11 protein-coding genes are annotated in these 15,425 nt (G+C 32.6%); 1 reads left to right on the forward strand and 10 read right to left on the reverse strand.

What is annotated here, in order from left to right; translation table 11 throughout:
* Positions 1-43 precede the first annotated feature (43 nt).
* The 8 genes from AC1Q5Z_RS11715 to AC1Q5Z_RS11750 form a co-directional block, all read right to left on the reverse strand.
* Positions 44-1,774: a hypothetical protein gene (locus tag AC1Q5Z_RS11715; protein ID WP_198854683.1), complete on the reverse strand. Its 1,731-nt coding sequence runs from the start codon at positions 1,772-1,774 to the stop codon at positions 44-46.
* Positions 1,762-2,937: a DUF4249 domain-containing protein gene (locus AC1Q5Z_RS11720; RefSeq protein ID WP_492444945.1), complete on the reverse strand. Its 1,176-nt coding sequence runs from the start codon at positions 2,935-2,937 to the stop codon at positions 1,762-1,764. Before AC1Q5Z_RS11720 ends, AC1Q5Z_RS11715 begins: the two co-directional genes overlap by 13 nt.
* 55 nt (positions 2,938-2,992) lie before the next feature.
* Positions 2,993-4,186 carry a DUF4249 domain-containing protein gene (locus AC1Q5Z_RS11725; protein WP_198854681.1) on the reverse strand — a complete coding sequence of 398 codons (1,194 nt, stop codon included), beginning with the start codon at positions 4,184-4,186 and terminating at the stop codon, positions 2,993-2,995.
* Between the two features lie 55 nt (positions 4,187-4,241).
* Positions 4,242-5,429 carry a DUF4249 domain-containing protein gene (locus AC1Q5Z_RS11730; protein ID WP_492444947.1) on the reverse strand — a complete coding sequence of 396 codons (1,188 nt, stop codon included), beginning with the start codon at positions 5,427-5,429 and terminating at the stop codon, positions 4,242-4,244.
* Between the two features lie 55 nt (positions 5,430-5,484).
* Complete coding sequence (locus AC1Q5Z_RS11735; RefSeq protein WP_488754882.1) at positions 5,485-6,672, reverse strand: DUF4249 domain-containing protein; 1,188 nt, start codon at positions 6,670-6,672, stop codon at positions 5,485-5,487.
* 9 nt (positions 6,673-6,681) lie between these two features.
* Positions 6,682-9,465, reverse strand: a complete 2,784-nt coding sequence (locus tag AC1Q5Z_RS11740; protein WP_492444950.1) for a TonB-dependent receptor — start codon at positions 9,463-9,465, stop codon at positions 6,682-6,684.
* 5 nt (positions 9,466-9,470) lie between these two features.
* The gene (locus AC1Q5Z_RS11745; protein ID WP_198854677.1) at positions 9,471-10,217 is read right to left on the reverse strand and encodes a hypothetical protein; all 747 of its coding nucleotides are present in this window, start codon (positions 10,215-10,217) and stop codon (positions 9,471-9,473) included.
* Between the two features lie 296 nt (positions 10,218-10,513).
* The gene (locus tag AC1Q5Z_RS11750) at positions 10,514-11,476 is read right to left on the reverse strand and encodes a helix-turn-helix domain-containing protein (protein ID WP_198854676.1); all 963 of its coding nucleotides are present in this window, start codon (positions 11,474-11,476) and stop codon (positions 10,514-10,516) included.
* Positions 11,477-11,580: 104 nt separating this feature from the next.
* Between AC1Q5Z_RS11750 and AC1Q5Z_RS11755 the strand changes: the two genes are divergently transcribed.
* Positions 11,581-12,657, forward strand: a complete 1,077-nt coding sequence (locus AC1Q5Z_RS11755; protein WP_492444952.1) for a fatty acid desaturase family protein — start codon at positions 11,581-11,583, stop codon at positions 12,655-12,657.
* Positions 12,658-12,737: 80 nt separating this feature from the next.
* Here AC1Q5Z_RS11755 and AC1Q5Z_RS11760 read toward each other — a convergent pair whose 3' ends face one another.
* Both AC1Q5Z_RS11760 and rpsO read right to left on the reverse strand, forming a co-directional pair.
* Positions 12,738-14,882 carry a polyribonucleotide nucleotidyltransferase gene (locus AC1Q5Z_RS11760; protein ID WP_492444954.1) on the reverse strand — a complete coding sequence of 715 codons (2,145 nt, stop codon included), beginning with the start codon at positions 14,880-14,882 and terminating at the stop codon, positions 12,738-12,740.
* A 179-nt stretch (positions 14,883-15,061) separates the two neighbouring features.
* Positions 15,062-15,328 (reverse strand): 30S ribosomal protein S15, encoded by a 267-nt coding sequence (rpsO, locus tag AC1Q5Z_RS11765; protein ID WP_012023524.1) that lies wholly within the window; start codon positions 15,326-15,328, stop codon positions 15,062-15,064.
* Positions 15,329-15,425 lie beyond the last annotated feature (97 nt).

Raw genomic sequence — 15,425 nt, forward strand, 5'->3', positions numbered from 1 at the left:
GGGCAGGTTTTGTGAGTGTTATGTTTTTTGAAAAAACTAAATTTTAATTTACAGCAGTATTTTGAACTTCAATATTTTCTGTAACAGACACTGGAATTCCATTTTTGGTAAAACCTTCCAATCTAATTTCAAAAGTTCCAGATAAATCTGAAGTATAGAATGAAGTATCGGCATCACTGTTTAGTTGAGCATTAGGATTCCAAAGCAATTGATTTCTAAAATCTGGAATTCTATCATTATCAGAACCGCTTTCATATTTTACTTTGTTGTAAATCTTTTTAGGCTGCGGTCTCAAAACAGTTGGTTTTGCTATAAAACTTCCTGTTTGAGTGTTTTTAAAATCTTTATTGAAAGTTGTAAAACTAATTAATCCGTTAAAAGATCTTGGCCCAATGTAATATCTTCCTATAATAAGCTCGACTTTGTAGACATTTTTCATGCTGTATAGCGCCAAGTCGTTTACATTTTCTAAATATTCTCCATCTACAAGAACAAGCGCAGATTCAGGAAGCTGCGGGAAAACATTCGGGTCGGTTACGTGCAAATAAAGATTATTGTCTTTCTGTTTAGAGTAAATTTCAACAACAACCTCGGTAATTGTTTCCTTTAAAGTTTTAAAACGAGTATAATCATCTAAAACATATTCTTTTGCAAGCGGATAGTAAAATGCATCTGTTGTAGGCGCTTTTTCTATATTGTCTACTTTTTTGTAGAAATATGCATTTTCAACTTGGCTAGAAACAGATCTTTCTAGCAAACTTTCTTTGAAGGTATAAGATAGGCTCGTGTTTTTTTCGAATGATAATTTAGAGTAATCTATTTCTGGACTATTGTTTACAACAAGGTTATAACCGCTTGCTTTTTCGTCTATGATCTGCAAAATGATATTTGATGTGTAATATGTTTGTCCAACATTGAAAATAAAGTTACCGTACATGTCGGTTTTTACAACTTTGAAAGCAAAAGATTTTCCAGGAATAGACAATCCAACAGAAATATTTGCAATCTTATCGGTACCATTTTTTGCTGAAATTGTTCCAGCGATAATCTCTCCTCTAAGTTCTGGCAACACTAATTTTTGATCTTGTTTTTGTGTATCCAACGCAATCGGATAAGATGGATTAGAAGCAAAACCTACCGCAGAAATTTTGTCTGAAGAAGGAATGTTGTCTAATTTTCTAACAGAAAGCGAATAATTTCCATTTTTGAAATCGGCATTAGAAGATTGAATTTTTAAATCAACCAATTCTCGATTTGTAAACGATTTTTTATTCAAATTAAGAGTTATGTTGTCGTTTTTTAAATTTTCTGAAGCATTTGATTTTGTGCTGCTAGTTAAAACTTTTTCGGCATTAGTCTTCTCATCTGTTTTATACGGATTGATGATGTTGATATCTAGTTGGAACAATTCTGAGATTGGTTTGTTTAGCATCCAGTTGGTATATCCAACTAATTTGTAATTACCTGTTTTTACAGTTGTCGGAATAAAGTAATCTCCTTGTCCAACTCCATTTTCGAGTGCAATTTTAGTTTTAAAAACAGATTTGTGGTTGTTGTCAACAATTTCTACGTAAGCTATTTTGCTTATGTTGCTTGGCGTTTTATCAGACGATTTTAGGCAGTAAACTTTGTACAATAAAGTTTCTCCTGTAACAAATGATGTAGCATTAGAATGAACGTATACCGTTTCATCTAAAGTAATTGTTTGCTGTGCTCTGCTAAATTGTGTATTAATTAATACAAGCAATAAAAATAAATGTTTTAGTCTATCCAAAATGAAGGTTTTATGTTTGATGAAAATGATGTGCAATCTCCGCATACAGAGTCGACCATAGTGTAAATGATGCCACTATTCCCTATATAGGTGTTTAAATTACTATTTATATTAAAAATCATGGTTTCTCCTTCGCAATCCTCTCCGCCAAAGCAAAATTTATAAGTAATATCATCGCAATTATTAAAATAAGGAATTGGTTTGTTTGGGAAAAAGTCACTATAATTAAAAAAGATTCTTTGCTCAGAATAGGACGCTACATCAAAAAAACCAATGACTTTTGTAGCCGAATCATTAATGCATCTTATGTTTCCAGAAATTAATCCCGGTTGTTTTGGAGACAAAATACTTTCAGAGCTTGCAATGTCTCTCATGGTTTTGTGGAAAGTATAGGCTTCCATATTTTCTATATATTGTTTTACTAAAATGCTATATCGATGGCCAATAATGTAATTGTTTTCTTCAATAAATCGTATTGGAAGGTTTACACGATCTTCTGCTTGATCATTAGTGTTTGCTAAAATAATATCTGTAGACTTATTTGTAGAATAACATGTTTTGGTATTTGGATCGTTATTAATTAAAGCAACAGTTTGTGCGCTAGTCGAAATAATTTTTAATGATGACCATCTTGGCGCAACAATCTTATAAGATTCTTCATATTCGTATCTATAGTATTTTGAAGATCTTGTTGCGTCGTAGCTATTTACATTAATTTGAACACCAGTTTCATTGTCTTTATTTACTGCAAGTGCAGGAACAATACTTTGGATTGGATTTACCTTTGTCAAGGTTTGCGGACTTGACTGATAAATTTTCCCATCTTTAGTAGTGACTTCTAATGTGTATTTAGCATCTGGAAGAGCTTGAAAAGCTACCTGAGATTTATATACTCCTGAACTTTCTACAAATAGATATTCGTTTCCTTGGTCGTCTCTAACAACGACTTTAGCGCCACTTTCTACGGCAACTTCTGTATCTTCAAATTTTGAAGTTTTAGTGATTTTAATTTCTTGGTTTTTAAGTTCGTTTGTTAATGTTGCTTCAATTACTATTATTTCTTCATAAGTGTTAGTTAAAAGCGGATATGTTTCTGTACAGCCACTAAAAAGGACTGCTAGAAATGCTAAAAGGATTGTATTTTTTATTAAATGAAATTTCATGGCTTAAATCTATTCTTTTTAATCTGATTCTGGTTTTATTGTAAAAAGGGAATTTTTAATTATCCACCCAAAATGGAGGTTTAATACTCGATGCAATTGTTGTACAGTCTCCACATGGAGAATCTACCCAAAAGGTCAAACCTGTTCCTGTTCCCGAATAATAGGTTATTTTCCCTAATGATAAATCAGTAGCGTAATGTCCCCAGTTCGTGCAAGGGTCAGGAACTAAAGACTCATCTGTTGAGTAGCAAAACTCTTTACATTCTTCTACATAAGGTGGAGGAAATTTACCTGGAAATAAGTCTTCATAGTTAAAATAAATTCGTTCTGTCGATACAGAGCAAACATCAAAATATCCAGATATTTTACTGTCATTATTAATACCTCGTAAATTTCCCAATAAAAAGCCTGGCTGAGTAGGAGAAACAATAGTACCTCCAGATGCAGCGCTTTTTTTCAATGTATTGTAATAATTGTATGCTGTTTGACTTTCTATATATTGTCTAACCAAAATGCTATATCGGTGTGTAATAATGTAATCTTGGTCGTTAATAAATCGAATTAAATAGTCTACACGATCTTCTTTTAGATTGTTTGTACTTTGTAGCATTAATTCTATATTTTTTCCAGAACCATAACAAGTTTTAGTGCTGGGTGAATTTGGAAGGAAAACAGGAGTTTGCGTGCTTACGATCCAATCAATTTTTGTAGGTCTCCATTTTGGCGCAATAACTTTGTAGGTTTCCTCGTATTCGTATCTGTAATAAGTTGATGAGTCGGTAGGATCAAAGCTGTTTACGTGAATAGCAACACCATTTACACCATCTTTTTCTTCAACCGTAGCCACTACACTTTGTATAGGATTTATGGTGGTTAGAGTTTCTGGCGATGACTCAAAAGATCTACCGTCTTTAGTGGTAATATGTAGCTGGTATTTAGTATTTGGAACTGCCTGAAATTCCGTGTCAGAAACATATTTATCTAAATCTTCACTAAAATTATATTGATTGCCGGCATCATCAGTAATGAAAACTTTTGCTCCGCTTTCAGACAGGTAGTTTTCATCTTCAAATTTTGCAGATTTGGTAAGTTTTATTTCTTGCTTTTTAAGTTCATTGGTTATATTGGCTTCTACAATAATTACTTCTTCAAATCTGTTTGTTACTAACGGATATGCCTCTGTACAACCATTAAAAAGGATTGTAAGAAGGGCAAGGAAGATTATATTTTTTATGATGTAAAATTTCATTTTTTTGATGTTCTTTTTAAGTTGATTGAATCTTTTAAAAACTAGATGACTTTGTTTAATCTACCCAAAAAGGAGGTTTGATGTTAGAGGCAATTTTTGTGCAATCTCCGCAAGGAGCGTCAACCCAATAAGTTGTAATAGTATTAGCACCGTCTCCTGAAAAATAGCTTATTTTTCCGAGAATCAAATCGTCTAAATAATGGGGGGCCGAGTGTGTGCAAGGAGGAGGATTAAAAGGAGATTCTGCAATACAATATTGTGTGCAATCAATAACATACGGAGGTGGGAATTTATCTGGAAATAAATCCTTATAATTGAAATAAATTCGTTCCGTAGAAACAGAGCACACATCAAAATATCCTGATATTTTACTGTCACCATTAATAGCTCTTAAATTGCCCAATAAAAGACCTGGCTGGGTTGGAGAAGTAATGGTTCCTCCAGAAACTGCCGTTTTATTCAATGTGTTATAATAGTTGTAAGCAGCAAGACTTTCTACATATTGTCTAACTAGAATGCTGTATCTGTGTGTGATAATATAGTCTTGGTCATTAATAAAGCGAATTAAATAATTTACGCGGTCTTCTTTTAGCGTATTTGTGTTTACTAGCATAAATCCTACGCTTTTTTTAGAACCATAGCAAGTCTTAGTATCTGGCGAGTTTGATTCAAATACAGGCCCATTATTCCATACAAGTTTAATAGGCAGCCAGTTTGGGGCAATAACTTTATACGTTTCCTCATATTCATATCTGTAATAAGTTGATGTGGCTGTAGGATCAAAGCTGTTTACGCGAATACCAACGCCATTAATATCATCTTTTTGTTCAACTGCTGCTACTACACTTTGCATAGGTGTAATAGTTGTCAGTATTTCTGGGGATGATTCAAAAGATCTGCCATCTTTGGTGTTAATGTGTAATTGATATTTAGTATTTGGAACAGCTTGAAATTCTATATCTGAAACATATTTTTCTGAATCGTCACTAAAATTATATTGATTGCCAGCATCATCGGTAATAAAAACTTCTGCGCCACTTTCAGAAAGGTAGCCTTCATCTTCAAATTTTGCTGATTTGGTCAATTTTATTTCCTGTTTTTTTAGCTCGTTGGTTAGGCTGGCCTCTACTATAATTACTTCTTCAAACCTGTTTGTCACTAACGGATATGCTTCTGAACAACCATAAAAAAGGGTTGAGAGAAGAGCTAGTGGGATTATATTTTTTATGATTTGAAATTTCATTTTTCGATGTTCTTTTTAAGTTGATTTGATCTTCAAAAAAATAGATAATTCTTTATTAATCTACCCAAAAAGGTGGTTTTATGTTAGATGCAATTGTAGTGCAGTCTCCGCATGGTGCGTCAACCCAAAATGTTTCAAGCGTATTGATACCATCTCCTGAATAATAGGTTATTACTCCTCGAGGAAGATCTTGCATATAATAACAGCAATGTGTACAGGGAACAGGGCTGTTAGGATATTCTGCATAACAAAACTGTGTACAGTCTACGGCATAGGGTGGGGGAAATTTACCCGGAAATAAATCCTCCCAGTTAAAATAAATTCGTTCTGTAGATACTGAACACACATCAAAATATCCTGTTATTTTACTGTTGCCATTAATTGATCTTAAATTACCCAATAAAAGACCAGGCTGCAAAGGAGAAGTTATAGTTCCTCCTGAGACAGCTGTTTTGTTCAATGTATTGTAATAACTGTAAGCAGCTAGACTTTCTACATATTGTTTAACCAAAATACTATATCTGTGCGTGATAATGTAATCTTGATTGCTAATAAAGCGGATTCGATAATCTACACGATCTTCTTTTAGATTGTTTGTGTTTAGCAACATAAAGCCTACACTTTTTTTCGAACCATAACAGGTTTTGGTGTCTGGTGAGTTTGGGACCAAAATAGGAGCTCCATTATTGTAGTCCAATTTTATTGGCAGCCATTTTGGTGCAATAACCTTATAGGTTTCCTCGTACTCAAATCTGTAATATGTTGATGTACTGGTAGGATCATAGCTGTTTACACGAATACCAACACCAGTAATATCATCTTTTTGTTCAACTGCTGCTACTACACTTTGCATAGGTGTAATAGTTGTCAGTATTTCTGGAGCTGATTCAAAAGATCTGCCATCTTTGGTGTTAATGTGTAATTGGTATTTGGTATTAGGAACAGCTTGAAACTCTATATCTGAAACATATTTATCTGAATTTTCGCTGAAATTGTATTTATTGCCAGCATCGTCAGTAATAAAAACTTCTGCTCCACTTTCTGGAAGATAATTTTCATCTTCGAACCTTGCAGATTTGGTAAGTTTTACTTCTTGGTTTTTGAGCTCGTTCGTTAGATTGGCTTCAACAATCAGTACATCTTCAAATCTATTGGTTACCAATGGATATGCTTCTGTACAGCCATTAATTACAATAGCAGTAACAAGTAAAATAATAATCTTATATAGATTGTGATTTTTCATTTACTCGTATTAGAATTTGAAGTTATACGTAATACTTGGTACTGGGATTGAGAAAATAGATGTTTTATAGCCTTTTACTTTTCCATTTGGATCTGTTACGAAATAAATAGAATACGGATTGTTTCTTCCTAGAACGTTGTAAATAGAAATATTCCAGAAACTATGTGCTAGCTTTTTAATTTTATGGTTTCCTTCAATGTTAACTCCAATATCTAAACGAATATAATCTGGAATCCTATAAGCATTTCTATCACTATACAAAGTATATTCTGAGTTTCCGTAATGGAAAGTACCAATAGGATACGTTATAGGTCTTCCGGTTTGATATAAGAAGTTAGTTGATAAACTGTAACGTTTTGTAAATCTATAATTTAAGATCGCACTTAAATCATGAGGTTTATCAAAGTTAGCAGGGAAATATTCTCCATTATTTACGATTTCTGAACTAAACTGGCTGTCTAATTTGATAAAAGTACGAGAATAAGTATATCCAATCCATCCGTTTAATCTTCCAGTCGATTTCTTTAATAATAACTCAACTCCATATGCTTTTCCTTCACCTTGTAAAAGTTCGGTTTCAACATTTTGGTTAAGCAATAATTGCGCACCAACTTTGTAATCTAGAATGTTTTTAGATTTTTTATAATATCCTTCTAAACTTACTTCGTATTCTTCATCTTTTAATGTTTTGAATAATCCTAACGAAACCTGTTGAGCGGTTTGAGGTTTTACATTAGAATCAGATAATTTCCAAGTATCTGTTGGTGATTGAGTAACATTACTAGATAATAAATGGATATACTGACGAGTTACATCATAACCTGCTTTTACAGAGAAATCATCTGTAAGGAAATAACGTGCAGCAATACGAGGCTCTAGTCCGCCGTATGTTTTTATGACTTCATTATTCTTATAAGTTGTTGTTCCTGTCACTGTTTCGGCGCTCAATGGTAAACCAGGAGCATAAGTATTTACATCACCAGGACCTAATGCCATGTAATAAGAATACCTTAATCCAAGATCAATAAGTAATTTATCATTGAATTTATAACTGTCAGATAAATATGCTGCAGATTCTAATGCTTTTTCTTTTTCAATATCTGTAGCAACTAAAGTAGCTTCTGGTTTGGTAGGATGCTGATATCCTGGTGAGATATTGTATAGTTTACTAGCAATTCCATAAGAAAAAGTATGTTTTGGGTTAAGTTGGTAAGTGAATTTTGCCTGTAATTGCGATTCGTTTACTTTATAACCAAAATCAAATGAATTTATATCATCTGAATCGTAGTCAATATTGAATTTGTATTCACTGTTTGTGAAAATGAAAGCAGCTTTATTTTTTTTGTTAAAAGTGTGATCCCATTTAATAGAAGCTAATCTGTTGCTGTATTTGTAAATAGAGTCAGAGCTTAAACTAAAACGGTCGTGGCTATAATATGCTGTAGCTTCTAAATTGTTATTAGCGTTAATTGCATTATTGTATTTAAAAATTCCATCATAAAATCCTGCTTGACTGTTTTTTAAATCTTCATTATCAAGCGCTTTTAAAATCCAATCAGAATATGTTGCACGTCCTCCGACAATAATACTAGATTTGTTTTTTTCGATTGGAACACTTAACGTAAGATTCGAAGTAATAGGACCAATTGCTCCCTCTCCTGAAAATTTTTCCTGATTACCATTTTTGGTAGCGATATCAAACACAGACGATAATCTTCCTCCAAAATCTGCAGGAATACTTCCTTTGTAAATATCGGCTTTCTTCGTAGTGTATGGATTAATAGCAGAGAAGAATCCTAAAAAGTGCTGCGGATTATATAATACAGCATTGTCCAAAAGAATTAAGTTTTGATCATCTTTTCCACCTCTAACATTAAATCCAGCAGAACCTTCACCTGTGGTTTTAATCCCAGGAAAAGTAGTCGCTACTTTAAGAATATCTCTTTCACCAAGAATTAAAGGAACATTCTTGATTCCTTCAATGTCAATAGAAACCAAACCAGAAACAGTAGTTTCAGTAGGTTTTTGTCCTTTCTTTTTAATTACAACCTCGTCAAGTTGGTTTGATTTTTCGTTGATATTAACATCAAAAGCACCATCATCATAAACCATTAAAGTTCTTACCACTTCTTTATGGCTTAATGATTTGATTTCAATAATATTTATACCTCTAGGAAGTTGTAGAGTATAATTTCCGTCAGGGTCTGTAGAAGTATTTATGTTTTTATTTCGAACTTTAATATAAATATTTGGTTCAGCTTTACCTGTTTCTTCGTTTCTAACTGTTCCAGAAACGGTAAAAGACTTTTTAGTAGCTTCTTTGTTTTCTTTACCAATAAAAACAATTGCAGATTTTTTATTTACGGTATAGCTGCTTAAAGAATCGTATTGCTGGTGAAATACAGGATTCTCGCTATCAGTATTTTTATTCTGATTTGTTTCAACAGGAGCATCAGTAAAATAATTTGCAGGCAAAGTATCGTGAATTGTACTGTTTAGTGTAAAGATTACTTTGTTTTTCAGAATGATATAATTCAAATCTGTTTTGCTTAATACTTTATTAAGCACATCATCGATTTTTGCATCTGTATAAGTTCCAGAGATCAGTCCTTTTTCAGCATTAACCCAAGTTGGATCAAAGTAAAATTTATATGCAGTTGCTTCTTCAATACGTTTTAGCGCATTGGTTAAAGTTTCGTCTTTAAAAGTGATAGATAATTTCTCATTCGTATTTTGTGCAAAAGACAATTGAAAAGAGAACGCGATAAGTAAGGAGAGTAAAAATTTTTTCATTTGTTTTATTTGCTTGATATTGACTGAGAGTTAAATGTATATTTCATCAAATTTTTCATGAATTGATCTAAATCGGAATTTCTTAGTTCTCTGTTCAATAAATAAAACCCATTGATTTGCTTTTTCTGTTCTGGAAATAATTTAACAAGGTCGCTTTTGCCTCTTATTGCATAAATTTTACCTTTTAAATCAATAAAATAGGAGTTGTTCTCTTTGAAGGTAAAGTAAAGACTGCTTTCGTAAATTGTTTTCTGCATATCTTTATGGTGTTTGATATACAAGACCAATTCTGGAGCAATTTTGCTTTCCTCGTAATAACCCGTTGTAAACTCAGGTATATCTTCGCTCTTTTTTTCTCTTTTGATAAAGTTTTTATCAAGTATAGAAAACGAACTAACTTTATTCTGTATTAGATTTATACCAATATTTTCTGACCCTCCATCAGGGTTTAAAACCAATATATCTCTATAAATGTCATATTTGAGTTTGACATCATAATAAGTTTGGTTTTCGTACGTAACTTTTCCTGATTCGTATTTATTAATTAAATACAAATGGATGTCAGTGCTTAAAGTTCGAAATGAATTGGTGTGTGGTATCCCATTATTAATATCCAAATTAATTCTGCCAACAGTAGTATCAAACCAATTGTAAGTATTGATATCATTACTAGTTTGACTCTGGATAGGATGAATGTTTAAGAATAATTCAAATAAAATGAGAAAAACGATTTTTTTTTGGTAATTTTTCAAAGGATTTAATGGTTTTATTAGTTGTTTTCGGAAGATTTCAAAAGTATAAAAAAAAGGTTACAAATAAAACGCTAATTTGTTAAATTGTGATAAAAAGTTGCTACAGCCTCTTAAAAGGCGTTATAGAACTATTAAAATTTAGAATATTTATTAAAAATATTCGAAAATGACTTTGCAATAGTAAATTTTAAATTTGATACGAAATAGATTCCTTTTGTAGGAAATGTAAAAAATGAAGAAATGCATAAGGTTGAAAAACCCTAATTTGGTTAAGAATTTGGGGTTTTTCAATTTTTTTAAAACAATAAGTCTACCTGAGAATTTATTTTTTCTAGATAATAGTCTATTTTTCGAATGGCTCGATTAAAGAAAAGATTTTGCTCCTTTATTCCAGATTGTCCTAAGGGTATAGAATTTGTAATTTGCTGTTTGAAAAATTGATGAACATTCTTGCAGCTTTCTTTATTGTCGGTTATAAAATACCCTAAAAGAGTGTAAGGTACAAACATCGTCAGCTTTTCTTCTGTTTCTATAAGCATGTTGTTATTCAATAATATTAGCTCATTATAATAAATCGAAAACTGATTATTGGGTTTGCTGCATTTTTCTTTTATTAAGCTAATAATTCGTTTTAAATCTAAACAAAGAGCATTTGCACTTTTTAGATTTAAAAGTCCAGCCTCATAAAAATATAGAATTTGTTGCAAGCTACTGTTTATGGTGGTGTCATTCCATACTTCATTTACAGGAGTATTCTCGTATATTTCTTTTAATTTTTGCATGTATTCTGTAAATGATTCATCAATTACAAAATTTTCAAAAGCAACTTTTTTCTGATTTGAGTTTAATAGATTCAGCCATACAAAGGCTTTAAATTTGGATAAAATTGTACCATCCATAAAATAAAACAGCGGAATGTCTTTTGCTGAATAGAAAAGTGTTGCTGTCTTATTTTTTATTAATGCTTCAATATTTTCAGATGATGATTTGAAATAATGAAGCATGTCTTTTAAGTTCTCAATCTCGATTGTTTTCTCAATAACCACCTTTTCTTTATTTGAGAATAAATTATCTAGCGAAATGTTGAAATGTTCCGCCAGTTTAATTGTTTCATCAATAGAGAATTTGCTTTTTCCTGAAATCCTTCGATGAGAGGCGTCATAACTAATTTCTAAAATGCCTGCAATTTCTTCTATTAAAGAAACTGACTTAGGCGCTTTTTGTCTAATTGCTTTTAAAAAAGATTCCTGATGTTTCATAATTTGCGATAATCGCAAATATAAATATTTCTTTAATTGGTTTGCGCAAATTGATACGCGATAAATGCAATAGGTTTGTCTTGTAATTTTAAAAAAGACACTTTATGAAAGCTAAATATTTCAATAAATCAGAAGAAGAAAAACTCTTTTTTTCTACTCTAAAACATCGTGTTCATCAAAAACTTCAAGGCAAAAATATTTCTTACGGAGATTTCAGATTTTGGTTTAAAGGATTATTCTGGACATTGATTTGTTATTTCTCCTATTCATTGCTCTTTTGTGAATCCATAAATAAAATAAGTTTTTGGCTTCTGTATGTGGTTTTTCAATTATCAGGATTATTGATAGGATTTAGTTTTGGACATGATGCTTCTCACAATATGGCATTCAAAAACAAAAAAATAAACTCGGTATTGCATTTTTTTAGTTTTCTTACCGTTGGTATCGATCCATTGCTTTGGGGATTGAGACATATTCGTTCACATCATTTGTATGCAAATGTAGAAGGAAGCGATGTAGATATTGATAAAAATCCCTTTTTGAGATTAAGTCCAACACATTCTTGGAAGCCAAAACATAAATACCAGGCTTATTATGCGCCATTTGTTTATATGTTTACGTTGCTCCATTCTGTTTTTATGAGTGATTGGGTTTATTTGTTTTCCAATGAATATGATTGGATGAAAAGAGGTGTTCCAAAGGTTGAATTGTATCTAAGATTTATATTGTATAAAATATTTTATTTTTCTTTAGTGTTGCTTTTTCCAATATTATATTGTGGTTTTTCGTGGAGTTTTATTGTCTTGAGTTATTTTACTGCCAGTGCTTTTACATCAATGGTTTTTATTATAATGCTTGTAGGAACACATTTTTTTGATGGCGCAGATTATCCGCAGCCAGAGGGAGAATTTCTTGAACACACATGGGCAGTCCATCAGCTTCATACAAGCTGCGATTGGAATGCAGACAAAAGTTGGGCAAGGTTTTTAAGCGGTGGTTCAAACTGTCATGCAGCTCACCATCTTTTTCCTAATATCTGCCATACCAACTACAGTGAAATAAATTCAATAATTGAAGAAACAACAAAAGAATACAAACAGCCTTATCATCATAAAACGTTATTGCAAATGATGTTTTCTCATTTTACACATTTGCATAAAATGGGTAATCCCGAAGTTTGAATTATAAAACTTAAAAACCCCAATTCAAAAATATGAATTGGGGTTTTCTATGAATAAACCTTTAGTAAACTAAGATCTGATTACTCTTTTTTGTCCTCACGTGGAGGTCTTGGAACAAGTGCTTTTTTAGACACTTTTTCTTTTTTAGTTTTAGGGTCAACTCCTAAGTATTTCACTTGGAAAACATCTCCCATTTTAACTACATCAGCAACATTTTCTGTGCGTTCCCAAGCCAATTCAGATACGTGAAGCAATACTTCGTTTCCTGGCGCAGCAGTATATTCTACTACAGCTCCAAAATCAAGCATTTTAATTACTTTAACTTCGTAAGCCTCACCAACTTGTGGTTTGAAAGTTAATGAATCAATTTTAGCTAATACAGCTTTGATACCATCAGGATTAGTTCCTAAGATTTCAACTACACCTTGCTCGTCTACTTCGTTGATTACGATTGTAGTTCCAGTAGCTTTTTGTAATTCTTGAATTACTTTTCCACCAGGTCCGATCAATGCTCCAATAAAGTTTCCAGGAATAGTTCTTGTAATGATTTTTGGTGCGTGAGCTTTCACTTCTGCCCTTGGCGCTGCAATAGTTTCAGTTAATTTTCCTAAAATGTGTAAACGTCCGTCACGAGCTTGTGCTAAAGCTTGTTCCATAATGTCATAACGTAATCCTTCGATTTTGATATCCATTTGGCAAGCAGTAATACCGTCAGCAGTTCCAGTTACTTTAAAGTCCATATCTCCTAAGTGATCTTCATCTCCTAAGATATCAGACAATACAGCAAATTTCTCACCGTCAGTAATTAATCCCATAGCAATACCAGAAACTGGTTTTATCATTTGAACTCCAGCATCCATAAGAGCCATTGTTCCAGCACAAACCGTTGCCATAGAAGAAGAACCGTTAGATTCTAAAACCTCAGAAACAACACGAATTGTATAAGGACAATCAGCAGGGATCATATTTTTTAAAGCTCTTTGAGCTAAGTTACCGTGACCAACTTCTCTTCTTGAAGTTCCTCTTAATGGTTTTGCTTCACCAGTAGAGAAAGGAGGGAAGTTATAGTGTAAGTAGAATTTCTCTTCACCTTGTTCAGATGGAGAATCGATTTGGTTAGCTTCTTTAGAAGTTCCTAAAGTTACTGTTGCCAAAGCTTGAGTTTCTCCACGAGTAAATAAAGAAGATCCGTGTACAGATGGTAAATAATCAGTTTCACACCAGATTGGTCTGATCTCTGTCGTTTTTCTACCGTCTAGACGAATTCCTTTTTCAAGAATTACGTTACGAACAGCTTCTTTGTTTGTTTTGTAGAAATATTTTCCAACTAAACCAGCAAGGTCAGCATTTTCAGCATATTCTTCTTCAGTAAATAAAGCTTTTGCTTCTTCTTTTACAGCAGCAAATTTTTCGCCTCTTTCAGCTTTTCCAGAAGCTTCTTGAGCAATTGCATAGCATTTATCGTAAGCAGCGGCTTTTACTTTAGCGTAAACAGCTTCGTCTTCAATTTCACCTTCGTAAGTTCTGTATTCTTGAGAGTTTAATTTTGCTCTTAATTTTTGTTGAGCAACAATTTGAACTTTAATAGCTTCGTGAGCAAATTTAATTGCTTCAACCATTTCAGCTTCTGAGATTTCTTTCATCTCACCTTCAACCATTGCAACAGAATCCATAGAAGCTCCGATCATCATATCGATATCAGATTTTTCTAATTCTTCTCTACTTGGGTTGATTACTAATTTTCCGTCAATACGTGCAACACGTACTTCAGAGATTAAGTTGTAAAACGGAATGTCAGAAACAGCTAATGCAGCAGATGCTGCTAAACCAGCTAATGCGTCTGGCATAACGTTATCGTCATGAGACATTAATTGAATCATAACCTGAGTTTCTGCGTGGTAATCGTCTGGGAAAAGCGGACGTAAAACACGGTCAACTAATCTCATTGTTAATACTTCGCTGTCGCTTGGTCTTGCTTCTCTTTTGAAAAATCCTCCTGGGAAACGTCCTGCAGCAGCAAATTTTTCACGGTAATCTACCGTTAATGGTAAAAAGTCAACACCTGGGTTAGATGTTCTTGCAGAAACTGCAGTTGCCAAAAGCATACAGTTTCCTAAACGTACAACAACTGAACCATCGGCTTGTTTTGCTAATTTACCAGTCTCGATTGAGATGCTTCTTCCATCTCCTAAATCGATAATTTCTTGTGAAACTTGTGGAATCATAAATTTTTCCTTTTTGATTATACAATGGGTTTTAGTTGTGTTGTAGTTGTTGTTGTGTGTAGTTGTTGTTATCTAAAACCCAATGAAAAACCAAACTTTTTTTCTTGTAACGTGCTTATTATAAATAGCTATAATGTAAAAACAAAAAGAGGCACTTTCGCACCTCTTTTCTATATTGATTATTTTCTGATATTCAATACTTTGATAATCTCACGATATCTGTTGATATCTTTCTTTTTCAAGTAGTCCAACAAAGCTCTTCTTTTACCTACTAATAGTACAAGAGAACGCTCAGTGTTGTAATCGTGACGATTTTTTTTCAAGTGTTCAGTTAAGTGAGAAATTCTGTAAGTGAACAACGCGATTTGACCTTCAGCTTTACCAGTGTTTTTTGCATCACCGTGTTGTGCGAAGATTTCTTCTTTCTTTTCTTTAGTTAAATACATTCCAATATTGTTTTAATGATTTTTATGTATGTCATACAACTTTTGTAAGACGGGTGCAAAATTAGATTAAAAAAACAGAAAAATCAAAAAAAAATAA

Source organism: Flavobacterium sp. GW823-FHT06G12, assembly GCF_058794775.1.

Bases quoted from the DNA above. Each gene is read 5' to 3' on its own strand.
- AC1Q5Z_RS11720 (WP_492444945.1), bottom strand. From the start codon at position 2,937: ATGAAATTTCATTTAATAAAAAATACAATCCTTTTAGCATTTCTAGCA.
- AC1Q5Z_RS11725 (WP_198854681.1), bottom strand. From the start codon at position 4,186: ATGAAATTTTACATCATAAAAAATATAATCTTCCTTGCCCTTCTTACA.
- AC1Q5Z_RS11730 (WP_492444947.1), bottom strand. From the start codon at position 5,429: ATGAAATTTCAAATCATAAAAAATATAATCCCACTAGCTCTTCTCTCA.
- AC1Q5Z_RS11735 (WP_488754882.1), bottom strand. From the start codon at position 6,672: ATGAAAAATCACAATCTATATAAGATTATTATTTTACTTGTTACTGCT.
- AC1Q5Z_RS11740 (WP_492444950.1), bottom strand. From the start codon at position 9,465: ATGAAAAAATTTTTACTCTCCTTACTTATCGCGTTCTCTTTTCAATTG.
- AC1Q5Z_RS11750 (WP_198854676.1), bottom strand. From the start codon at position 11,476: ATGAAACATCAGGAATCTTTTTTAAAAGCAATTAGACAAAAAGCGCCT.
- AC1Q5Z_RS11755 (WP_492444952.1), top strand. From the start codon at position 11,581: ATGAAAGCTAAATATTTCAATAAATCAGAAGAAGAAAAACTCTTTTTT.
- AC1Q5Z_RS11760 (WP_492444954.1), bottom strand. From the start codon at position 14,882: ATGATTCCACAAGTTTCACAAGAAATTATCGATTTAGGAGATGGAAGA.
- rpsO (WP_012023524.1), bottom strand. From the start codon at position 15,328: ATGTATTTAACTAAAGAAAAGAAAGAAGAAATCTTCGCACAACACGGT.